Raw genomic sequence first — 21,353 nt, 5'->3', positions numbered from 1 at the left:
ATATGGCTTACAGTAGCTAGAATATCTAAAATAGCAAGGAATGAACCGGGCAACCGAGGGGGTTGACGATGGCGGGCATGCTCAGCGGTGTTCGGGTGGTCGAGCTGGCGTCCTGGACCTATGTGCCGTCGGCCGGAGTCGCCCTGTCGGACTGGGGGGCTGACGTCATCAAGGTGGAGGGCGTGGCCTCCGGTGATCCCGGGCGGGCGCTGGTCGTCGGCGGTTTCACCCGTCAGGCGGCGCGGGCCGACGTCGATTTCATTCTGGAGCTGAGCAACCGGGGTAAGCGCAGCATCGCCATCGACATCAAGACCGACACGGGCCGCGAACTGTTCGGGCGGCTGCTGGCGTCCGCGGACGTCTTCCTGACCAACTGGCTGCCGGGTGCCCTGGAGCGGGCCGGGCTGACGGTGGAGGACATCCGCTCGTTCAATCCCGGCATCATCATTGCCCGGGGGACCGGCCTGGGGGTGCGCGGCCCGGACCGCGACAGTGGCGGCTTCGACGCTGCCACCTATCTGGCGCGCGGCGGAGTGGCGTACACGCTGACCCCCTTCGGCACCGAGAACCCGGCTGTGCAGGGACCCGCCTTCGGTGACCTGCAGGGTGGCGCGACGTTGGCCGGCGGGGTCTGTGCCGCCTTGTTTCACCGTGAGCGCACCGGTGAGCCGAGCATCGTGGACTCTTCCCTGCTGGCGCAGGCGATGTGGGCCATCGCGCCGTCGATCTCCGTGGCAGATCTGTTCGATATCGATGGAATCCCCGGAGCGCCACCGGGATTGGCCATCAATCCGCTGGTGGCCCGCTACAAGACCAAGGACGACAGATGGATCCAGCTGGTCTTTCTGCAGCCGGATAAATTCTGGGCCGGGTTCTGTCGGCGGATGGGCCTGCCGGAGCTGGCCAACGACGAGCGATTCGTGCCGTCGGCGAACCTGATCGCCAATGCCGCCGACGCCACCGCCATCTTCGCCGACGCGTTTGCCGCTCACGACCTCGCGCACTGGCGGCAGGTCCTGCACGACGAACCGGGTGTCTGGGGTGCCCTGGCGACTCCGCGCGAGACCCTCAACGACCCGCAGGTGGAGCCCAACGGCTACGTGATCACCAACGTCGATGACCACGGCGAGAAATACCGGATCGTCGCTGCGCCGGTGCAATTCGACGAGACGCCACCGGGTCCGACCCGCGCGCCGGAACACGGCCAGCACACCGAGGAGATCCTGCTCGAACTGGATGTGGACTGGGACCAGATCGCGCACGCGAAGGACGTCAAAGCCATCCTCTGACCACCTGCCGCCGGGTGCGGCGGAACGGGCGGTCTGCGGCGGGTTCGGGGCACGAAGCCGGCGGACCGGGGCAGGGCATTCTGCACAGAATCGGACGCCGTCGACGGCAAACTGCACACACTGCCGACCCGGTTACGGTCATGTTGCGGCAATTGGGCGAATGTTCAGTAAGGTGACGGCGTGAATGCCGCCCACCAGCCACCTCCGCAGGGGCAGGTCAGGCTCGATATCCAGGGCCGACTGCAGCGCTATGAAGAGGCGTTCGCCGATCTGGATGCGCCCTTTGCGTTCGTCGATCTCGACGCGATGTGGAGCAACGCCGCCCAGCTGCTCGCCCGCGCCGGCGGAAAGCCGATTCGCGTCGCGTCGAAGTCGTTGCGGTGCAGGCCGATACAACGCCAGATCCTGGACTCGAACGAGCGCTTCGACGGGCTGATGACCTTTACCCTGCGGGAAACGCTGTGGCTGGCCGGCCACGGCTTCCGCAATCTCCTGCTCGCCTATCCCAGCACCGACCGTGCTGCGCTGCGCGAACTGGGGGAGCTCACCGCCGCAGATCCCGACGGTGCGCCGATCGTGATGGTCGACAGTGTCGACCATCTCGACCTGATCCAGAGCGCCACAAACCAGCCGGTGCGGCTGTGCCTCGATCTCGACGCCGGATTCTGGCCGGCCGGCGGTCGCGTGAAGATCGGCCCGAAGCGCTCGCCGTTGCACACCCCCGAGCAGGCGCGGGCCCTGGCGCAGGACATCGCGCGGCGCGCCAATCTGAAACTCGTCGCACTGATGTCCTATGAGGGCCACATCGCCGGGTTCGGTGACCATGTCGCCGGAAAGCATCTGCAGAACGCCCTCGTGGGGTTCATGCAGCGGCGGTCTATCGCGGAACTGCGGGAGCGACGTGCCCGCGCCGTCGAGCTGGTCCGCGAGGTGGCCGACCTAGAGATCGTCAACGCCGGCGGCACCGGCGACCTGCAGCTGGTCGCGCAGGAACCGGCGATGACCGAGGCGACCGCCGGATCCGGCTTCTACGCGCCGACGCTCTTCGACTCCTATTCGTCGTTCACGCTGCAGCCGGCGGCGATGTTCGCACTGCCGGTGTGTCGCAGGCCCGATGACCAGACGGTGACCGCGCTGGGCGGTGGCTACCTGGCCAGCGGCGTCGGCGCCAAGGACCGGATGCCCACCCCCTATCTGCCGGCGGGGCTGGCGCTCAATTCGGTCGAGGGCACCGGTGAAGTCCAGACCCCGCTCACCGGCGACGCGGCCCGCAGCCTCAAGATCGGCGACAAGGTGTACTTCCGCCACACCAAGGCGGGCGAACTGTGCGAGCGGTTCGACCGCCTGCATCTGGTACGCGGCGCTGCGATAGTCGACACGGTCCCGACCTACCGGGGTGAGGGGTGCACCTTCCTCTGATGGATCTGATGCACACACAGGAGTTGCCATGACCGCGACCGCCGCAGGGCCGACGGAACTCGACACGTTGCGCGAAGTCATCGAGACACTCGCACCCATCGAGCGGGGTGCCGGCAGCCCGGGAGAACACCGGGCGGCCGTCTGGATCGTCGAGCGGCTGCGCGCGGCCGGAGCGCGACAGGCGCGCATCGAGGAGGAGCAGTTCTACGACGGATATCCGCGGCTGCACGCCAAGTTGTCGGCCGTCGGGGTCGCGGCCGCCGCGGCGGGTCTGCTCAGCCGGCGGTTGCGTGCGCCGGCGGCGCTGGCCGGACTGGGTGCCGGACTGGCCATCGCCGACGACTGCTCCAACGGCGCACGGGTGGTGCGCAAGACGCTGCACAACTCCCGGACCACCTGGAACGTGGTTGCCGAAGCCGGCGACCCGGCGGGTGAGCACACGCTGGTGGTGTGCGCCCACCACGACGCCGCGCACAGTGGCAAGTTCTTCGACTCCAAGCTGCAGGAGTACGCGGTCGCATGGTTCCCCGGAATCGTCGAGCGGGTGGACACCTCGCTGCCCAACTGGTGGCCGACCATCTTCGCGCCCGCCCTTGCCGGGGTGGGGGCCCTGCGGGGCAGCCGCGCCATGATGCTCGCCGGAGCGGCGGTGAGCGCGATCGGAGTGGCCGCGTTCACCGATATCGCCCGCAGCCCGATAGTGCCTGGCGCCAACGACAACCTCTCGGCGGTCGCGCTGCTGGTGGCCCTGGCCGAGCGGCTGCGTGACCGGCCCGTGCCGGGCGTGCGGGTGCTGCTGGTCTCGCTCGGAGCCGAGGAGCAACTGCAGGGCGGCATCTACGGTTTCATGGCCCGGCACAAGCCGGAACTCGACCGCGAGCGCACCTACTTCCTGAACTTCGACACCGTCGGTTCACCCGAGCTCATCATGCTCGAGGGCGAGGGCACCACAGTCATGGAGGACTACTTCTACCGGCCGTTCCGGGATCTGGTGGTGCGGGCCGCCGAACGCGCCGGAGCGCCGCTGCGCCGCGGCATGCGATCGCGCAACAGCACCGACGCCGTCCTGATGAGCCGCGCGGGCTACCCCACCGCCTGCTTCTCTTCGATCGACCGCCACAAGGCGCTGTCCAACTATCACCAAATGTCGGATACGCCAGAAAATCTGGTGTATGAGACCGTGATTCACGCAGTCACGGTCGCGGAATCGGTAGCACGGGAGCTGGTGCGATGAACATGTGGAAGAACTGGGCCGGTGACCAAATCTGCGCACCGGTCACGATCGAGCGGCCCGCGTCGGAGGCCGAGCTCTCCGACATCGTGAGCCGGGCGTCCGGTCGGGGACAGCGGGTCCGCGCGGTGGGAAGCGGCCACTCGTTCACCGACTGCGCCTGCACCGACGGCGTCATGATCGACATGACCGGCCTGCAGCGGGTGATCAACGTCGACAAGGCGAACGGACTGGCGACCGTCCAGGGCGGCGCCAAGCTGCATCCACTCTTCGCCGAATTGGCGACGCACGGGTTCGGCATCGAGAACCAGGGCGACATCGACAAGCAGTCGATCACCGGAGCCACCGCCACCGCCACGCACGGCACCGGAGCGCGCTTCAAAAACGTTTCGGCACAGATCGTTTCGGCGCGGGTGGTCACCGCCACCGGCGATGTGCTGGAGGTCTCTGAGGGAGACGACTACCTGGCGGCGCGGGTCTCGCTGGGCGCGTTGGGTGTGATATCCCAGGTGACCCTGAGGGTGGTGCCCCTGTTCACCTTGCACCGCGAGGACGAGTTGCGCCCACTGACCGAAACGCTGGAGCGACTCGACGCCGACGTCGACGGCAACGACCACTTCGAGTTCTTCGTGTTCCCCTATGGAGACACCGCGCTGACGCGCACCACCCGGCGCAGCAACGAACCGCCGCGGCCCGGCCCGGTGTGGAAGAAGAAACTCGGCGAGGGATTCGAGAACGCCGGCCTCAACGTGATCTGCCGCGCCGGCCGCCAATTCCCCAGCACCGCACCGCGTTTGAACCGGTTGATGACAAGCCTCATGTCACCGTCCAGCGTCCAGGACCACGGGTGGAAGGTCTACGCCAGCGCCCGCAACGTCAAATTCACCGAGATGGAGTACGCGATACCCCGCGAGCACGCGAACGAAGCGGTGCAGCGGGTGATCGAGCTGGTGCGCCGGCGCAACCTGCCGATCATGTACCCCCTCGAAGTGCGGTTCAGCGCGCCTGACGACGCATTCCTGTCCACCGCGTACGGCCGGGACACCTGCTACATCGCGGTCCATCAGTTCAGCGGCATGGAATTCGAAACCTACTTCCGCGCCGTCGAGGAGATCATGGACGAGTACCAGGGCCGGCCGCACTGGGGGAAGCGGCATTACCAGAACGCGGCCACCCTGCGCGAGCGTTACCCGGACTGGGACCGGTTCATCGCGGTTCGGGACCGCCTCGACCCCGACCGCGTCTTCCGCAACGACTACACCCGGCGAGTGCTCGGAAACTGACGAGACGCCGGCGCGTGGATTGACGAACGGCCCCACCTGTGGGGACCAAAGTCATTGGCTGCCAATCTGGTGCTGACGCGGGACGTTGCTGGTCGTAGGTTTACGACCGGGAGCGAACATGACTGAATTCTTGCGCAACAGCGACGCCTTCACCTGGGCGATGGAAAGCGACCCGCGGCTGCGGTCGACGGTGGTCAGCGTGGTGTTACTGGACCGCACCCCGGACTGGGACGAAGTACGCGACCGTTTCGACATGATCAGTCGCAAGTTGCCCATGTTCCGGCAGCGCGTGGTGGAGTCCCCGCCACCGGCCCCGCCCCGGTGGGAGCCCGACCCGGACTTCGACCTCGACTATCACATGCGGCGCACGGCGGTTTCCGGATCCGGAACCCTCGACGATGTGCTCGAGATGGCACGCCTGGCCGAGATGCAGGACTTCGACCGGGCCCGGGCCCTGTGGGAGACGACTCTGGTCGAGGGCCTGCAGGACGGCGGCGCGGCCGTGATCTGCAAGTTCCACCACGCCCTGACCGACGGGGTGGGGGGCGTGCAGATCGCGATGAACCTGTTCGACCTTTCCGAGGAGCTCTACCCGCACGAGCCGCTGCCGGAGCAACCGCGGGTGCCCGCCTCCACCTGGCTGGATGGCTACCGGGACACGTTGCGGTACAACACTTCTCTGCTGAGCAACGCGGTGCTGGGCACCGCCAGGCGGGCACCTCGCCTGATGTATGACGGAGTTCGCAGGCCCATCGCGACGGTGCGCTCGGCCGCGGCCAGCGCCGCATCCGTCTACCGGACGGTGCGGCCGCTGAACCGGACCGGGTCCCCGCTGACCACCGAGCGCAGCTTGATCCGTCGTCTCAGCGTGCACGAAGTGTCACGCCCGAAGCTGCGGGAGGCGGCACACCGCTGCGGCGGCGCACTCAACGACGCGTTCGTCGCGGGCGTGGCGGGCGGGTTGCGTCGTTACCACGAAAAGCACGGGGTCGCCGTGGGAGACCTGCACCTGACGATGCCGATCAGTCTGCGGACCAAAGGCGATGACATGGGTGGCAACAAGATCACCCTGATGCGGTTCGACGTGCCGGTCGGCGAGCCCGATCCCGCGAAAAGGATCGAAGAGATTCACCGGCGCGTCGGCGCGGTGCGCAACGAAAAGTCGCTCCCGCATACCCAATTGATCGCCGGCGTTCTCAACTTGATGCCGCGCTGGTATATCGGTTCGGTGCTGCGCCATGTCGATTTCCTGACCAGTGACGTGCCGGGCATTCCCGTACCGGTGTTCCTCGGCGGTGCCGCGGTGCGCGGGCAATACGCTTTCGGCCCGACGATCGGCTCGTCGGTCAATGTCACGCTGCTGACCTATGTGGACACCTGCGCCCTGGGCATCAACGTCGACACCGCGGCCATCCCCGACGAGGACGTATTCCACGAAGCGCTGGTCGCAGGCTTCGACGAGGTGCTGGCGCTGGCTGACTGATCGGTATCGGGGCACTTACAGCTCGGTATCGAAACGGGCCGCACCCTGGCGCAATCGCGCAGACCCGCAAATCATGGCACGGTGCGCCGTTTGTGGCGCACCTCCGGCGAGATGTCCTCACCTGCAAGGATTTCGCCGGTGATGGACGGCAGGAGGTAAGAAAGGTATGACGGCAAGCTGGGCTCCTACCCAGATTCCCTCTGACTCGAACTCAGGTCGGCTGCTCGACACCGCACGCGGCATCCTCATCGGTCTGCGCCGGTGCCGTTCCGGCACGGCCTTCGATGAGCTGCACGGCGCCGCACAACGCCACCGGGTCCCGGTCTACGAGATGGCCTGGGCGCTGGTGCACCTGGCCGGCGAGGGGGAGGAGACGCCGAGCTTTATCGAAGCGCAGTCGGCCGCACGGCATGAATGGGGCGACCTCTTCGTCGCGTCCGCCGTATCCTCCTGCTGAATGGACTGCTGAACGGCCCACTGAATAACAGTGCCGGACACCGAACGGCCGCGGTAAAGGGAAGTATCGCGGCCTGAAGTCAGCGGGTCCAGGCCGTCGACTCGGCGGCGACGCGCAGTGCAGCCACGATCTGGTCCTGCTTCTCCGCGAACCGCTCGGTGGGAGTGGGCACCGAGATCGCGATCACGTTGTCTCCCACCGAGCGTCGCGCGATAGCGGCCGCCGAGATTCCTGCCGTGTGCTCATCTCGATCGAAAGCGATTCCGGTGGAACGGATCTCAGCGATCTCCGGGCGCAGTGCGGCGGCCACCTCCGGGGGCATCCGGGCCAGCGCGGCCTCGGCGTCGGCGTCGTCGAGTGCCGCCAGTGCCGCTTTGCCGTTGGCGGTGCCGGCCAGCGGGAAACGGACCCCGACCGCCGATACCGCACGCAAGCGGTGTGACGACTCGATCTGGTCGACAAACCACATTCGCTGCCCCCGCAGCACCGAGAGGTCGACGGTTTCCCCGTCGGTGGCCGAGGCGACCCGCTCGATGGTCGGCCGGAATATCGCCGCGATGTGCGCGCCCGTGGCGCTGCCGAAGCCGAGCAACCGATCGCCAAGGGAGAAACGACCATTCGAGTCGACGCTGACCAGGCCGACTTCGACCAGGCCGACCAGGAGCCGGCGCACCGTCGATTTGGCCAATCCCAGGCGTTCACCGAGATCGACCAGACGCAGATGTCCGGGCTCGGCGGCGATCTCGTCCAAGGCGGCCGCCGCACGGCGCAGCACCTGAATTCCCTCGTCACGATTCGTCGTCGAAGTCCGTTCCGTTTGCCCCACACTTCCACTATAGTGTGCCGCATAGCGGACTGTGAAGGACCGAAATAGGGATCAAAGGAGTTCCAGATGAGCGCGCTACCTGCCGGGCGACACTACTTCCGTGGTGATGACGGCTACGAACCGGCCCGGCGGGACAGCGTCTGGCACCAGAAAGTGCCCGACCGTTATCCCGAGGTGATCGTGCAGGCCACCGACGCGGACGACATCAAAGCCGGTCTCGCGTACGCCAGGTCGCACGGACACAAGGTCAGCATCAAGTCGGGCGGGCACAGTTTCGCGGCCAGTCATCTTCGCGACGGCGCCCTCCTGCTCGACGTCAGCCGTCTCGACCACGCCTCCATCGACCCCGACAACATGACCGCCGTCGCCGGTCCCGGCAAGGGCGGCAGCCTGCTGATGGCCGACCTGCAGGCACAGAATCTGTTCTTCCCCGGCGGCCACTGCAAGGGGGTCTGCCTGGGTGGTTACCTCCTGCAGGGCGGGTACGGCTGGAACAGCCGGATCTACGGGCCGGCCTGCGAGAGCGTCACCGCACTCGACGTCATCACCGCCGACGGCGAGCAAATCCATTGCGACGCAGAGAATCATCCCGAACTCTACTGGGCCGCGCGCGGCGCCGGTCCGGGCTTCTTCGGTGTCGTCACCTCCTTCTATCTGAAGGTCTATCCGCGCCCGGCGGTCTGTGGCACCAGCGTGTACGTCTACCCCCTCGACCTCGCCGACGAGGTGTACACCTGGGCCCGCAACGTCAGCGCCGATGTGGACCGCCGGGTCGAGATGCAAATCATCGCGACGGCGAGCGTTCCCGAGATGGGCCTCGACATCCCGGCGATCGTCATGGCATCACCGGCGTTCGCCGATTCCGAGGAAGAGGCCAAGCAGGCCCTGGCGGTGTTCGAGACGTGTCCGGTCGTCGACCGCGCACTGGTCAAAAACCCCTACATGCCAACGGATCTGCCCACCTGGTACGACGTCGTGATGACGCATTACCTCGAGGACCACCGCTATACGGCCGACAACATGTGGACCTCGGCGTCGGCGGAGGATCTGTTGCCGGGGATCCGCAACATCGTCAACACACTGCCGCCGTCGCCGTCACACTTCCTGTGGCTGAACTGGGGGCCGTCGCCGGCGCGTCAGGACATGGCCTACAGCGTCGAGGACGAGATCTACCTCGCGCTGTACGGCTCCTGGAAGGACCCGGCCGACGACGCGAAGTACGGCGACTGGGCGCGCTCGAACATGGAGGCGATGTCTCACCTGGCAACCGGCATCCAGCTGGCCGACGAGAACCTGGGTCAGCGCCCCGCCCGCTTCGCCACCGACGATGCCATGGCGCGGCTCGACAAGGCGCGCGCGACCTACGACCCCGACGGTCTGTTCAACAGCTGGATGGGACGACTCTGATGGCCGCCGATCTCTACCTCGGCTACCGGGGCGACGACGCCGACACCCCGTTCGGCAAGTTCTTCAAACCCGAGATGGCGCCGCTGCCACAGCATGTCGTCGAGGCGCTGCAGCACGGGCCGCAGGGCGGCATGGCGCTGGCGGCCTTCGACCAGGCCGCCGCCGTCGCGCAGGACGGCTACCAGCAGACGGAGAACGGTTACGGCGTACTCGAAGACGGCAGCTATCAGGTCTCGGTGCGCACCGACATGCCCGGTGTCACACCGGGGATGTGGTCATGGTGGTTCGGCTGGCACGGATGCGACAGCCGCCGCTACAAGTTGTGGCACCCGCGGGCGCATCTGTCGGCAGCCTGGAAGGACGGCAACCAGGACGACGCGGACGCCGGTCGCCGGGGCGCGCAACGCTACATCGGCCGCTGGTCGATGATCAACGAGTACATCGGCTCGGCGATGCTCAGCGGGGCAATACAATTCGTTGAGCCCGCGGCGATGGGCCTGCCTCCCGACACCGACGACGCCGTGGCTATCTGCGCCCGGTTGGGCTCCGGCGATGCGCCGGTGGATGTCGGCTGGTTCATCCACCACATCCGCTCGACCCAGGCCGGATCCGAGATGCGGTCCCGCTTCTGGATGGGTGGCCCGCACATCGCCGTGCGCAACGCTCCGGGGGTCGCATCGAAAGCGGTGCGTCCCATCGCTTCCCGAATCCTGGGTAACGCCGAAACCAGCGGGCGCAACCTGCTGGTGCACTGCGCCCAGGAGATGAACCATCTGGCCGGATTTCTGCCCCAGCTCTACGAGAGCTTCGGTGACGAGTAACTGATCAGGGCTTGTCGCCGAACGCCGGTGCGACGAACCGCTGTACCAGCTCGTGTTCGGCGGCCGCATTCTCCGCGGGCCACGACACTAGCGACAGCACCACCCGTACCACCCACTGCGCGGCCTGGGGGTCGGTGTCGGCCAGGCCGGCGAGCTCGGAAGCAAGGTCGGCGAGCAACGGCGACGCGGTGAGTCCGCCCATCGCGTCGGCGCCCGAGCTCAGCATCAGCCGGCTCATCGGATCCGATCGAATTCGCTTGAGCGCCAGGGTGATGGCGGTAACGACTCGTTCTTGTCCGCTCAGTCCGGCTACTGCCGAACGCACCGAGTCGATGATGCCGGCTGCCGCCCGGCGCAGCACGGCGTCGCGAATCTCGGCCTTGCCGCCGGCATACCGATATACGGTCGCCCGGGAGCAGTGCACGTTCGCCGCCAGCTGGTCGATGTCCAGTGCGTCGAGCCCGTGGCGGGCGATCAAGTCGGTGGCGGCGGCATAGATGCGCTCCGCGGCCATCGCGCGCCGGTCGGCGCCGATCACCCAGTCGTCAGCCGGCATCGCTCACCCGACCCCGCGAGAAGCGCACGACTATTTTTCTCAACATTGAGACGATCGTGGACATTGCTCTCACAGTAGCCGCAGGTCGTGCCGCTTGGCTGAGACAGCTCGAGCGACGGTCCGCCGGCAACCGGTCTCGACTTCACAATGTGCCCTTGACCAGCGGGTATCGACTCCGCAGGCTGGGTACATGATCGCTGTCCATGATGCCGTCGAGCTCTTCGACGCCGCCTCGATCCAGGATCCTTATCCGCTCTACGAGCGCCTGCGCAGCGCGGGCCCGGTGCATCGGGTGGCCGACTCGGACTTCTATGTGGTGTGCGAATGGGCTGCCGTCAACGAGGCCATCAGCCGGACCGGGGACTTCTCCTCGAACCTGACCGCGACCATGACGTATACGCCCGACGGCAACGTGCGGGCATTCACCATGGACGCCCTCGGCGGGCCCACTCAGGTGCTGGCGACCGCTGACGACCCGGTGCACGCGGTGCATCGCAAACTGCTGGTCCGGCACCTGGCCGCCAAGCGGATCCGGGCCATCGAGCAGTTCACGGCGACCGCCGCGGACCGGCTCTGGCGCGAGGGACTGCACGATGGGCGTATCGAGTGGATGGGATCGGTGGCCAACCGCCTGCCCATGATGGTGGTGGCGGAGCTGATCGGTGTTCCCGATGCTGACATCGCGCAGCTGGTGCAATGGGGTTACGCCGCCACTCAGTTGCTCGAAGGACTGGTCAGTCAGGATCAGCTCGCCGCGGCCGGCGTCGCATTGCTGGAACTCAACGGCTTCATCACCGAGTGCTTCCGCCGTGCAGTGGCCGACCCCCGGGAGAACCTGCTGGGCGAGCTGTCGGCGGCCTGCACCGCGGGGGAGATCGACACCATCGCCGCGCAGGTGATGATGGTGACCCTGTTCGCCGCGGGCGGGGAGTCCACCGCTTCGCTGCTGGGCAGTGCCGCCTGGATCCTGGCCACTCGTCCCGACGTTCAGCGCCGGTTGCGTGAAAACCCGGCTCTGCTCACCCCTTTCATCGAGGAGACACTGCGCTACGAACCGCCGTTCCGTGGTCACTACCGGCATGTGCGCACCGACACCAGCCTGGCCGGTGTCGAGCTGCCGGCCGACTCGCATCTGATGTTGATGTGGGGCGCGGCCAATCGCGATCCCAGCCAGTTCGACGACCCCGCGCAGTTCCGGCTCGACCGCTCCACGGCGAAGGGACACCTCAGCTTCGGCAGGGGCGCGCACTTCTGCGTCGGTGCCGCACTCGCACGTCTGGAAGCTCAGATCGCACTGCGGCTACTGCTGGACCGCACCACCGTCATCGAGGCGGCCGACGTCGGTCCCTGGCTGCCGAGCCTGCTGGTACGCCGGCTGGAACACCTGGAGCTGATGATCAAATAGCTTGTGGCGCAGTTAGTTTGCCGGTGTCGGCGCAATGCCGCCGGGGGAGACGATGAACGCCTCGACGGCAGTGGCCTGTTCGAAGCCGTCCACCTCGACCCGCCACTCGTATATGCCCGGTTCCAGTGGGATTCCGGCCGGGATGTTGAGCGTGAGCGGCATCCGGACCGAGGTGCCGTGAATGGCACCCGGTAGGCGGCCCGCCTCGGCGGCCGCCTCGAACAAGATCCGCTGCGGGCCCTGCGGGCCCTGCACCACCACCGGTTGACCGTCGGTGTCCAGCAACTGGCAGGTGAGCTTGTGCTGCTTGTTCGTCTCGTCCCAGTCGATGTCCAGAAACATCACCAATGCGAATGGGGGCGTGGGCGTTTGACATTGGCGCCAGCCCAACCCGAGGGTGTGGACCTTGCCCGATTGAACATCGGCTTGAGCCGCGTCCGCCAGAAAGAGACTGACCCTCATGCGAGCACGTCCTGTTCCCAATCCGTATGCAATTACCCGTCGCCGCCGACCCCGAAAGATACTACGCCGCGACCAACTCGCCCGGTTTGCCGCTATGCCACCCTATTTGGCAGGGGGCAATTGGCGGGGGCCGGTGGGCCCGTCCAACTCGCGTGGTCCCTCCCGCTCGACCAGCTGACGGCGACCATCCGAGGCCCCGACCGCCAAGTCGGCCAGGTCTCTGCCGGGCGCCCCGCTCAGCGCGTGCTCGGCATGCCCACCCAGCTGGCCGTAGTCACCGGCATAGTGCCGCTGCGCCGCCTGACCACGCGTCGAATCGATCCGGTGGACGCCTGGCCCGGGGGCTGCGGGCGGCGGTGCCTGCAGCGGGGGTTGCGGCGGCTGCTGGGGCTGCTGCTGGCCGGCGCCGTCGGAGGTCTCGGTATTCATGGTCACTTTGCGGGTCCGCTTCAGTGAGAAGGCAATCTCCTCGACCTCCTCGAACACCTGCCGGGCGGTGCGCAACGGCTGGGTGGTGTTGTCGATGACCCGCGCCACGAACGGTGGCACCAGCGGACGGATCCACCGGGCTGCGGCCTTGGTGGCATCCGGAATCGACGGAATCAGCGGGGCACGGTGCTGGTCGTCCACCTCGGCGGGAGCCGACGGCTCGTAGTGCTCGACGGCCGCCATGACGGGTTCGGCCGGTGCCGGCAGGTTCTCGGTGACCGGTGGTTGCACATCGCGGTCCGCGGCGGGCAACTGGGCCACCGCCCGCGTTGCGGCGGCCTCGGCCTCGGCGGCGATCGGCAGATACATTTCTTCCTCCACTGGCTCGAAGGTACGTTCCGACGACGCGTACACCGGGGCGTCGAGCGCCTCGACGACCCGGCGGCGGTGGTGTTCGCGATCGATCTCGGCCTGAGCCTCGATGGCGAGGCGCGTCTGGGTGAGTTGGTGCTCGGCCCACATGATCTCGGCCGCGCGGCGCACTTCGGCCCGCTTGACGGCGATCGCGGTGTCGGCTTCCAGCTCGGCGCGTTCGCGCTCCGCACGCGCGCTGGCGTGGCGATCGTGGGTGGTCTCGCCGCGCCACGTGCGCAGGATCAGCGGCAGCAGATACAGCAGCACGAAGAATGCGATGGCAAGAAGGCGCAGCACGAGCGCCCCGGCGCCGGCGAGAGTCAGGTCGTTCATCGCGACCCACCGCGCGCCCAGACCCCGTCCGGCATCGGCGACCGCGGCCTGCCGCGCCTCGGTCAGTGCCTGTTCATCGCGTGCGACGGTGGCGTCCAGGGAGGGTGCCTGGCGGTCGCGAGCGGCCAGCGCGCCGTCGAGTTCCCGCTGGGCGTCACCGAGCAGCTCGTTCGCCGTCCGGGTCTCGGGCCCGCGGCCCGGAACGCCGGTGATCCGGGTTTGCGGGCAGGCGGGCGTCGGGTTGTACTCACAGCGCGCGATCACCAGGGCGTTGTCCAGGTGTCCGCGGGCCTGGTCCACTGTTCCGTCCAGCGCGCTGCGTGCCGTACGCGCCTGTTGCAGGGATGCCGCGGCCTGTGCCACCGCCGGAGCCGAGTCCGCGGTGCGCAGCGCCCGCTCGTCCAGGCGACGGTCGACAGCGCCGGAGAAGAGCACGAGTGCGGCGAGTTCGCCGACCAAAACTCCGACGGCCAGCGCCACCATGGCGCGACCGGCCGTTCCCCGCCAGCCGCGCGCAGGGATACCGGCGATGCCGCGAGTGACCGCTCCGACCAACAGACCGAAGACGAGGGTCGCGGCCACCACGGCCCATACCGGCGCCGAGCCGACCGCCGGTCTGACGGCCAGTGCGGCGACCAGCCATGCCAGCACGGCGCCGAGCACCACCACGGCTCCCGCGACGGCGTGTGTGGACCGCTCATGGCGTTCTGCGAGCTCGCGTGCATGCCCGCCGCCAAGCCAGGTCAGCAGCGCCTCGATCCGCGTGACGACCGAGCGCTGCTCAGAGATTTCGTGCGCGCGCATGAGATTCAAACACCTCCAATACGTCAAGGGTGGCAGGCCCCCGCCCGACATACCGAATCGAAGCGCCCGCTTGTGGCGTTCTTCACAACCGGCTGCGCAGTGCTGCAGATCACACTTTCGGCGGCTGCGGAAGGCCGAATTTTCGGCGACTCGAGCGGATCAGCGGCCCATCGGGCGGGCGGCATGAGACCGTATAAATCTTATGGAAAACCAGGACTTCCTCAGCTACGAAGAGTTCGGCCGCAAGTTTTTCGAGGTTGCCGTAACGCCGGACCGGGTCGCCGCCGCGTTGAGTGATATCGCCGGCAGCGAGTTTGCCATGGAACCCATCGCCCAGGGACCGGGCGGAATCGCGAAGGTCAGCGCGAACGTCAAGATTCAGGAGCCGCGGGTCACCCGCAAACTCGGCGATCTCATCACCTTTGTCATCCACATCCCACTGTCCATCGACCTGCTGCTGGACCTGCGACTGGACAAGCAGCGGTTCAAGGTGACCGGCGACATCGCCTTACGTGCCACCGCGCGGGCGGCCGAGCCGCTGTTACTCATCGTGGACGTCTCCAAGCCGCGACCGTCGGACATCACCGTCAATGTCTCGTCCAAATCGATCCGGGGCGAAGTGCTGCGCATCCTCGCCGGGGTCGACGGTGAAATCCGGCGTTTCATCGCGCAGTACGTGCGCGAGGAGATCGATTCGCCGCAGTCCCAGGCTGCTCAGATAATCGACGTCGCCACGCAGGTAGCGGCCGCCTGGGGCGGGTAGCCGGCCCCGGCAAACCTGGATCTACCTGGATTTCCGCAGCTCGAACGTGAGCCAGGCCACATTCGGTGCGCTAATCTACGGCGGTGCTACCGCGCCGGGAGCGGTCGGCCTACTCATCCAGGAGGGACCTTGATGCGAAAGCGGTGGTGGTTTGCGGCCGTCGTGGTGACCACGACGGTGATGACGGGTTGCTCGTCCGGCAAGACGACGGTGGTTCACTCCTCGGGCGCCAGCAGCTCGGCCACATCGACGTCGGCCGCCGCCTCGTCGAGCGAGGCCACCTCCACCGAGTCGGCACCGGTCACCACCCTGGACTCCAGCCAGTGCGTGGAGATCACCGGGGCCAACCTTGATCTGCTGACCGCGACCGACAAGGACGCCGCGCGCAAGGCCGCCGACACCCTCGAGCGCTACAACCCGCCGGCCTCGGTCAAGTCGGCGATCGAGCACTTCGTCACCACCGGCGGTACCCACTTCGACGATCCGGACTACCCGAAAAACAACCAGACCGTGAAGTCGTGGGTCGATCAGGTCTGCCCGACCTGATAGATCACAGCGTCTGGTGCCGGCCGAAGAACTTGTGGTCTTCGCTGTAACCTCCATAGCCACTGCCGATTTCGGAATAGTGCGCGACGAACTCGATGCCCTTGATCCACTTGACCTGCTTGAAGCCGTGTTGCAATTCGTTGCGCAGGCGTAGCGGTCTGCCATGCAGATAGGGGAGCGGCTCGCCGTTCATGTCGTAGGCAAGCATGCTCATGTGGTGTGTCATCTGCTCGATGGGATGCGCGTTGTAGTAGATACCTCCCGTCGCGCCCAGGCCCATCGAGTAGAAGACGACCCATTTTGCCTCCGGCAGCGGTTTGACGATGTCCATGATGGTTTGCATCGAGACGCCGCCCCACTTGGCCACCCCCGACCACGCCTGAATGCAGAAGTGCTGCGTGATCTGGTCGTGGTAGGGCAGTGCCCGCAGGTCGTCGAGTGAGAATGCCGTCGGGTTCTCGACCAGGCCGTACACCCGCAGCCGCCAATCCGCGAAGTCGTTTTCCGCCAGCTCCTTGTACTCCACGGTCTCCGGGAGGCGGCCGTTACGCCAGTGATAGGGCGAGATGTCCTTTTCGGTGAATGCACCGGGCTTGGGATTGAGGCGTTCCAGCGCGCGCTGAAACGGTCCGACGAGCGCATAGCCGACCCGCTGGACCACGCGCGGATGGCGAATTGTGAACGGGGTGGCGGCAACCCACGCGATTGCCACGATCACCATCGCCATACAGAAGACCGCGAACCCGACCCAGCCGTTGTCGTCTCGGGCGGCGAACATGTGGTTGAGGTTGCGCAGGGCTTCGGTGGCGAAAACCATCGTGACGTGGGTCAGGATGAAGAACAGGAAATACACGAGCACCAGGAAGTGCAGCGAGCGCGCGTGCTGGATGCTCAATCGCTTGCTGAGCCAGTGGACGCGTTGCGACAGTGCCGGTGACATACCGAGTCCGGTGATGACGGCCGCAGGGGCGGCGATGAACACGGTGGTGAAGTAGGCGAGCAACTGCAGACCGTTGTAGGCCACCCAGCCGTTGTCGGTGGGCCACTGCAGGGACGCGTACTGAATGGCCACCGATGCTGCGTTGGGGAACACGTCCCAGCTGGTCGGCACCAGATGCCGCCACTGCCCGGTGAGGAACAACAGCGCGTAGAAGACCGCACCGTTGACCAACCACAACACGTCGATGCCGAGGTGCCACCACCGGGCCAGACCGATGGAGTGGCGGAAGCCCGGCAGCCCGAATTGCGGTGGGAGAGCCACGGTATCGGAGTTGGCGGTCCACAGGGGGTCATCGGGCACCGGCGGCCCCACCCGCAACCATTCGTCCTTGCCGGGCGTGGCGTTGCGGCTGAAGTAGAGCCGCGGGTGATCGCACAGGATCTGGATCCCGGAACGGATGATGAACGTCATCATGAAGAGATTGAAGAAGTGGGTCCACCCGATCCAGGCCGGACGCCCGGCTATGGCACCGGAATGCTCCTCGGTGCCCGGATAGCGCTCGATGAACGACTGCACCGCCGGCATGTGGTGCAGCCCTTTGCCGATCGCGACGCCGGCCAGCATCACCACGAATCCGATCGGAATCAGCCAGAGCAGGTTGAACCATCTGTCCCGGCCGACTCGCAGGCGCGGGGCGGTGGCACGTCGGGTGAGGTCGAAACCACCGCCGTAGGACTCGACGTCGACGACGTCCTCGGCGGTGTGCACCTCGCTCGCGTAGTCCACGCCCAGCTGTCTGTCCGACGCTCCGGTACGGGGGGCTGACCCCGCGTCAATGGATCCACTCACGCTGAGCAAATTTACACTATGGCCACTGTATAAATTAGAAACAATGCCAAACTCATGTGTTCGCGGACGACGGCGTTGTTTACCCGCCCATGACACCCGGGTATGTATCGGCACTGACCCCGACGCGCAGAGGAGCGGATTCCGTTGGCGAAAGTAGAGGTTTCGACCACCTCGGAGGTGACTCCGGAAGCCGCGTGGAAGCTGGCGTCAGATCTCGCGCGTTTCGACGAGTGGATGACCATCTTCGGGGGGTGGCGCGGCGAGGTTCCGTCCACCATCGAGAAAGGCACCTGCGTCGCGTCGCTGATCAAGGTGAAGGGCTTCCGCAACGTCATCTACTGGGAAGTGACGCACTACGACGAACCGAAATCGATTGAGCTGCAAGGCAGCGGTCGCGGCGGCGTGCGCATCACGGTCGCAATGGAGGTCACGCCGAAGGAACCCGGGTCGGACTTCTCGCTCACCGCCGACCTGTCCGGCGGCGTGCTCGGAGGACCGGTGGGACGTCTGGTGGCCCGGCTACTGCGCTCCGATGTGAAGAAGTCCGTGCACAACCTCGCCGAGTTGCGCTGAGCTCAGCTGCGCGGATGGTGCAGCAGCACTTCGCGTTCGGCGTCCCGCACCCGTCGGCGTTCCATGCTGAGCCAGCACAGCCCGGCGCCGAAGATCAGCAACCCGCCACTGGCCACAGCAACGCCCACGCCCGCCTGTCCCAGCGCGAATGCGGCGACCGAAACGACGAACGCGAGGACGGCCCCGGCGATCACGACGAGGACCGGGGTGCGCTCTGCCGCATCTTCGAATTCCCCCAGGTCGCGCGCGCTGCGAGGCAGGTGTGCGATCTCGGCCATCGGTATCCCCCTCAGCAGTCGGCGCAGCCGGCCGTCCCGAGCGGCCGATTCGAGTCTTTTTAGGGCCTACCCGAAATGCTTTACGGGCAAACGAGTTCGGCTATTCACCGGGCCGCACCCGGCGCACCGGCCGCGTTTCGAGGGCATTGACGGTCAGCGCCCGGCGGCTGATTCGCCAGCCCGAAACGGTCAACCGGTACTCGTCGTCGTAACGCAGATGCCAGACCACGTCGACGAGTTCGGTCCCGCTTTCGCCGGAACGATGACTCCAGTGGTGGGCGATACCGGTGATGCGCCCGCGGGCAACGTCGGGTGCCGGTCCCGCGTCGTACACTTCGCCGACGATCGCGTGCTCGGTGCGGAGGAGCCGGCCCACCGCAGCAACCGCCGCGGCGATGGCGTCGCGGCCCCGGTGGGTCCGGACCGGTGTCAGCTCAGACGGCGGGTCAGCCACCACCAGCTCCGCAGTTTCGGTGAATAACGTTGCTACCGAATCGAATTGACGATCGTCGACCAGGGCGGCATAACGGTGGACGAGATCGCTGAGAGCGGCGCGATCGTTCAGCATGGGTGTGCCGGGGCGGTGACGTCGCGCACTGCCTCGAGTAGCTGTGCGGCGCGGGCATCGGTGAACAGCGCTTCCAGCGGTACCGCCTTGCCGTCCGGACCCGACAGCGGGACCCGCCAGTTCGGGTACTCATCGGTAGTGCCCGGCTGATTCTGGGTGCGCCGATCGCCGACCGCATCGGTCAGCGCCACGCCCAGCAACCGCGACGGTGTCCGGCCCAGGTACCGGTAGAGGGCCAGAATCAGCTGTTCGGGGCTCTCCTCGCCGTCGCCGATCAGGCCCACCCGCCGCAGCTCGGCCAGCCAGGCCGTCCGTTCAGTCCTGGCCGCCTCCTGCTCGACCTCGGCCGGCCGGGTCAGCAGCCCCAGCGAGTCCCGCAGCCGGACGTGGTCACCGGCCAGGTAACCCGCGGTGGGCGGCAGATCGTGCGTCGTGACCGAGGACAGACAGTATTCCCGCCAACGTTCGGCGGGCAGCGGCGTTCCGGTTGCCTCTTCCTTCTCGAACCAGAGGATCGACGTGCCCAACAGGCCGCGCAAGAGTAAGTAGTCCCGCACCCACGGTTCGACGGTGCCCAGGTCCTCCCCGACGACGACAGCTCCGGCCCGGTGGGCTTCCAGCGCGACGATCCCGATCATCGCCTCGTGGTCGTAGCGCACGTAGGTGCCCTCGGTCGGGGGCCGGCCCTCCGGTATCCACCACAACCGGAAGAGCCCGATGATGTGGTCGATCCGGACTCCGCCCGCGTGCCGCAGCACCGCCTGGATCAGCGCGCGAAACGGGCGGTATTCCAGTTCGTCAAGCCGGTCGGGCCGCCACGGCGGCTGCGACCAGTCCTGCCCCAGCTGGTTGAACTCGTCCGGCGGCGCGCCGGCCGTCACTCCCAGCGCGAGCGCGTCCTGCAGGGCCCATGCGTCGGCACCGGTGGGATGCACGCCGACGGCCAGATCGTGCATGATGCCCAGCGCCATGCCGGCCCGGGTGGCCTGCGACTGCGCCGCGGCGAGCTGCTCGTCAAGCTGCCACTGCAGCCATCGGTGGAAATCGACGGCGCCGGCGTTCTTGGCGGCGAATGCCGCGACGCCGGGGGCGTCGGGGTGTCGCACCGATTTCGGCCACCGGTACCAATCGGTGCCGTGCTTGTCGGCCAGGGCGCACCAGGTGGCGAAGTCGTCCAGGTCCCGGCCCTCCCGATCGCGGAAAGCGGTGTAGGCCATCTCCCGCCCGGCCGACCGCGGCACGGCGTGGATGAGCTTGAGGGCCGCGCATTTGGCTGCCCAGGCGCTGTCGCGGTCGATGCTGTCCGATCGCACGGCGCGACGTTGTACCCGGTCGCGCAGCTCCCGCACCCGGCCACGTTTGGGCAGTTCGGCGTACTCCGGGATGGCTTCCACCCGCAGGTAGAGCGGGTTGACGAAGCGGCGTGACGTCGGCAGATACGGTGACGGTTCTATCCGGCCATCGCTCCCGCCGGGGCCCGGCAGGCACGCGGCATGCAGCGGATTGACCAGCAGATAGTCGGCGCCGTGCGCCCACGCGGACCACAGCGCAAGATCGCCCAGGTCGCTGAGGTCACCGATGCCCCAGGACTGTTGCGACCGCACACTGTAGAGCTGGGTGGCCAAGCCCCAGGCGCGGCGTCCCGCGAGCTTTTCCGGCAGGCCCAGCCAGTCCGGCGTGATGATGAGGGCGGTACTGGACCGGTGGTCGCCGGACCGCAGGTGCACCCGGTGATAGCCCAGCGGCAGATCGCCCGGCAACAGGAAGCTGGCCTCGCCGACCTGACGTCCGTCTAGATCGAATGGTGCAGTGAAGTTGTCGACCTGGACGATGCGATTTTCCGGGCCGCTGAGCTCGGTCCCGTCTTCGAGCTGCAGCCACACGTCGGCCGGAGCGCCGTGCGTGACGTGCACCCAGAATCGCAGCGGGGCACCGGCCCGTCCGACGATGGTGGCCGGCAGCGACCGGGCCCAGTAGGAGCGCGACTGTGTGGTCAGAGCCACATTGCGCTCGTCTTCGGTGTCCGCCGGGACGCCCAGGGCGCCCAGGACGGACACCAGCGTGGTTTCCGGCACGAAGACCTCTTGTCCGCTCCAGTCCTGGTAACTGGTGGCGATCCCGAACCGGCGTGCCAGTTCGACGAGCGACGGCGCTGGCTGGGTCGGAAAAGGACGCGTCGGCTCGGTCATGGAAGAAGATTGTCACGTTGCGCTCCGG

20 protein-coding genes are annotated in these 21,353 nt (G+C 67.0%); 12 read left to right on the top strand and 8 right to left on the bottom strand.

The genetic code is table 11. From position 1 onward, the window contains the following. Positions 1-68 precede the first annotated feature (68 nt). The 6 genes from QXK92_RS04865 (at position 69) to QXK92_RS04840 (ending at position 7,162) form a co-directional block, all read left to right on the top strand. On the top strand, positions 69-1,289 hold the full coding sequence (locus QXK92_RS04865) for a CaiB/BaiF CoA-transferase family protein (protein WP_306240543.1): 1,221 nt from the start codon (positions 69-71) through the stop codon (positions 1,287-1,289). A 180-nt stretch (positions 1,290-1,469) separates the two neighbouring features. After that, positions 1,470-2,708, top strand: coding sequence for an amino acid deaminase/aldolase (locus QXK92_RS04860; RefSeq protein WP_306240542.1), 1,239 nt, complete (start codon positions 1,470-1,472; stop codon positions 2,706-2,708). 28 nt (positions 2,709-2,736) lie between these two features. Continuing rightward, complete coding sequence (locus tag QXK92_RS04855; RefSeq protein WP_306240541.1) at positions 2,737-3,942, top strand: M28 family metallopeptidase; 1,206 nt, start codon at positions 2,737-2,739, stop codon at positions 3,940-3,942. Between the two features lie 2 nt (positions 3,943-3,944). Further along, on the top strand, positions 3,945-5,222 hold the full coding sequence (locus QXK92_RS04850) for a D-arabinono-1,4-lactone oxidase (protein WP_306244198.1): 1,278 nt from the start codon (positions 3,945-3,947) through the stop codon (positions 5,220-5,222). Between the two features lie 118 nt (positions 5,223-5,340). Beyond that, complete coding sequence (locus QXK92_RS04845; RefSeq protein WP_306240540.1) at positions 5,341-6,705, top strand: wax ester/triacylglycerol synthase domain-containing protein; 1,365 nt, start codon at positions 5,341-5,343, stop codon at positions 6,703-6,705. Between the two features lie 166 nt (positions 6,706-6,871). Next, positions 6,872-7,162, top strand: a complete 291-nt coding sequence (locus QXK92_RS04840; protein ID WP_306240539.1) for an ANTAR domain-containing protein — start codon at positions 6,872-6,874, stop codon at positions 7,160-7,162. Between the two features lie 79 nt (positions 7,163-7,241). Here the strand turns inward: QXK92_RS04840 and QXK92_RS04835 are convergent, their stop codons facing one another. Further along, the gene (locus QXK92_RS04835; RefSeq protein WP_306240538.1) at positions 7,242-7,988 is read right to left on the bottom strand and encodes an IclR family transcriptional regulator; all 747 of its coding nucleotides are present in this window, start codon (positions 7,986-7,988) and stop codon (positions 7,242-7,244) included. Between the two features lie 66 nt (positions 7,989-8,054). Between QXK92_RS04835 and QXK92_RS04830 the strand changes: the two genes are divergently transcribed. Together QXK92_RS04830 and QXK92_RS04825 are read left to right on the top strand one after the other, a co-directional pair. Further along, on the top strand, positions 8,055-9,395 hold the full coding sequence (locus QXK92_RS04830) for an FAD-binding oxidoreductase (protein WP_306240537.1): 1,341 nt from the start codon (positions 8,055-8,057) through the stop codon (positions 9,393-9,395). Further along, a complete protein-coding gene (locus tag QXK92_RS04825) occupies positions 9,395-10,216 on the top strand; it encodes a DAPG hydrolase family protein (protein ID WP_306240535.1) in 822 nt (273 codons plus the stop codon). Before QXK92_RS04830 ends, QXK92_RS04825 begins: the two co-directional genes overlap by 1 nt. Positions 10,217-10,220: 4 nt before the next feature. Here QXK92_RS04825 and QXK92_RS04820 read toward each other — a convergent pair whose 3' ends face one another. Beyond that, on the bottom strand, positions 10,221-10,772 hold the full coding sequence (locus QXK92_RS04820) for a TetR/AcrR family transcriptional regulator (RefSeq protein WP_306240534.1): 552 nt from the start codon (positions 10,770-10,772) through the stop codon (positions 10,221-10,223). A gap of 190 nt (positions 10,773-10,962) precedes the next feature. Here QXK92_RS04820 and QXK92_RS04815 point away from each other — a divergent pair, with 190 nt between their 5' ends. Beyond that, on the top strand, positions 10,963-12,177 hold the full coding sequence (locus QXK92_RS04815; protein WP_306240533.1) for a cytochrome P450: 1,215 nt from the start codon (positions 10,963-10,965) through the stop codon (positions 12,175-12,177). A 12-nt stretch (positions 12,178-12,189) separates the two neighbouring features. On the opposite strand, the gene QXK92_RS04810 is transcribed toward QXK92_RS04815, so the two are convergent. Continuing rightward, positions 12,190-12,639 (bottom strand): hypothetical protein, encoded by a 450-nt coding sequence (locus tag QXK92_RS04810; protein WP_306240532.1) that lies wholly within the window; start codon positions 12,637-12,639, stop codon positions 12,190-12,192. Between the two features lie 102 nt (positions 12,640-12,741). After that, on the bottom strand, positions 12,742-14,619 hold the full coding sequence (locus tag QXK92_RS04805; protein WP_306240531.1) for a DUF4407 domain-containing protein: 1,878 nt from the start codon (positions 14,617-14,619) through the stop codon (positions 12,742-12,744). A gap of 202 nt (positions 14,620-14,821) precedes the next feature. Here QXK92_RS04805 and QXK92_RS04800 point away from each other — a divergent pair, with 202 nt between their 5' ends. After that, positions 14,822-15,382, top strand: coding sequence for a hypothetical protein (locus tag QXK92_RS04800; protein WP_306240529.1), 561 nt, complete (start codon positions 14,822-14,824; stop codon positions 15,380-15,382). A 132-nt stretch (positions 15,383-15,514) separates the two neighbouring features. Continuing rightward, complete coding sequence (locus tag QXK92_RS04795) at positions 15,515-15,928, top strand: hypothetical protein (protein ID WP_306240528.1); 414 nt, start codon at positions 15,515-15,517, stop codon at positions 15,926-15,928. Between the two features lie 4 nt (positions 15,929-15,932). On the opposite strand, the gene QXK92_RS04790 is transcribed toward QXK92_RS04795, so the two are convergent. Further along, positions 15,933-17,492, bottom strand: coding sequence for a molybdopterin-dependent oxidoreductase (locus QXK92_RS04790; RefSeq protein ID WP_306244197.1), 1,560 nt, complete (start codon positions 17,490-17,492; stop codon positions 15,933-15,935). Between the two features lie 369 nt (positions 17,493-17,861). Between QXK92_RS04790 and QXK92_RS04785 the strand changes: the two genes are divergently transcribed. Further along, positions 17,862-18,290, top strand: coding sequence for an SRPBCC family protein (locus tag QXK92_RS04785; RefSeq protein WP_306240527.1), 429 nt, complete (start codon positions 17,862-17,864; stop codon positions 18,288-18,290). Between the two features lie 2 nt (positions 18,291-18,292). Here QXK92_RS04785 and QXK92_RS04780 read toward each other — a convergent pair whose 3' ends face one another. From QXK92_RS04780 to malQ, 3 genes are all read right to left on the bottom strand, one after another. Then, complete coding sequence (locus tag QXK92_RS04780; RefSeq protein ID WP_306240526.1) at positions 18,293-18,568, bottom strand: LapA family protein; 276 nt, start codon at positions 18,566-18,568, stop codon at positions 18,293-18,295. Between the two features lie 100 nt (positions 18,569-18,668). Continuing rightward, entirely contained in the window at positions 18,669-19,136 is a 468-nt protein-coding gene (locus QXK92_RS04775; protein ID WP_306240525.1) for a nuclear transport factor 2 family protein, read from the bottom strand. Continuing rightward, entirely contained in the window at positions 19,130-21,325 is a 2,196-nt protein-coding gene (malQ, locus tag QXK92_RS04770) for a 4-alpha-glucanotransferase (protein WP_306240524.1), read from the bottom strand. The genes QXK92_RS04775 and malQ overlap by 7 nt, the downstream gene beginning before the upstream one ends. Positions 21,326-21,353: the final 28 nt, after the last annotated feature.

The sequence above is a fragment of the Mycobacterium sp. TY815 genome, assembly GCF_030755135.1.
Lineage (GTDB): Bacteria > Actinomycetota > Actinomycetes > Mycobacteriales > Mycobacteriaceae > Mycobacterium.
Note: the sequence above shows the minus strand (reverse complement) of the source record. Positions and strands in the feature narration are given on the sequence as shown.

Bases quoted from the DNA above. Each gene is read 5' to 3' on its own strand.
- QXK92_RS04865 (WP_306240543.1), top strand. From the start codon at position 69: ATGGCGGGCATGCTCAGCGGTGTTCGGGTGGTCGAGCTGGCGTCCTGG.
- QXK92_RS04855 (WP_306240541.1), top strand. From the start codon at position 2,737: ATGACCGCGACCGCCGCAGGGCCGACGGAACTCGACACGTTGCGCGAA.
- QXK92_RS04850 (WP_306244198.1), top strand. From the start codon at position 3,945: ATGTGGAAGAACTGGGCCGGTGACCAAATCTGCGCACCGGTCACGATC.
- QXK92_RS04845 (WP_306240540.1), top strand. From the start codon at position 5,341: ATGACTGAATTCTTGCGCAACAGCGACGCCTTCACCTGGGCGATGGAA.
- QXK92_RS04840 (WP_306240539.1), top strand. From the start codon at position 6,872: ATGACGGCAAGCTGGGCTCCTACCCAGATTCCCTCTGACTCGAACTCA.
- QXK92_RS04830 (WP_306240537.1), top strand. From the start codon at position 8,055: ATGAGCGCGCTACCTGCCGGGCGACACTACTTCCGTGGTGATGACGGC.
- QXK92_RS04825 (WP_306240535.1), top strand. From the start codon at position 9,395: ATGGCCGCCGATCTCTACCTCGGCTACCGGGGCGACGACGCCGACACC.
- QXK92_RS04820 (WP_306240534.1), bottom strand. From the start codon at position 10,772: ATGCCGGCTGACGACTGGGTGATCGGCGCCGACCGGCGCGCGATGGCC.
- QXK92_RS04815 (WP_306240533.1), top strand. From the start codon at position 10,963: ATGATCGCTGTCCATGATGCCGTCGAGCTCTTCGACGCCGCCTCGATC.
- QXK92_RS04810 (WP_306240532.1), bottom strand. From the start codon at position 12,639: ATGAGGGTCAGTCTCTTTCTGGCGGACGCGGCTCAAGCCGATGTTCAA.
- QXK92_RS04805 (WP_306240531.1), bottom strand. From the start codon at position 14,619: ATGCGCGCGCACGAAATCTCTGAGCAGCGCTCGGTCGTCACGCGGATC.
- QXK92_RS04800 (WP_306240529.1), top strand. From the start codon at position 14,822: ATGGAAAACCAGGACTTCCTCAGCTACGAAGAGTTCGGCCGCAAGTTT.
- QXK92_RS04795 (WP_306240528.1), top strand. From the start codon at position 15,515: ATGCGAAAGCGGTGGTGGTTTGCGGCCGTCGTGGTGACCACGACGGTG.
- QXK92_RS04790 (WP_306244197.1), bottom strand. From the start codon at position 17,492: ATGCTGGCCGGCGTCGCGATCGGCAAAGGGCTGCACCACATGCCGGCG.
- QXK92_RS04780 (WP_306240526.1), bottom strand. From the start codon at position 18,568: ATGGCCGAGATCGCACACCTGCCTCGCAGCGCGCGCGACCTGGGGGAA.
- QXK92_RS04775 (WP_306240525.1), bottom strand. From the start codon at position 19,136: ATGCTGAACGATCGCGCCGCTCTCAGCGATCTCGTCCACCGTTATGCC.
- malQ (WP_306240524.1), bottom strand. From the start codon at position 21,325: ATGACCGAGCCGACGCGTCCTTTTCCGACCCAGCCAGCGCCGTCGCTC.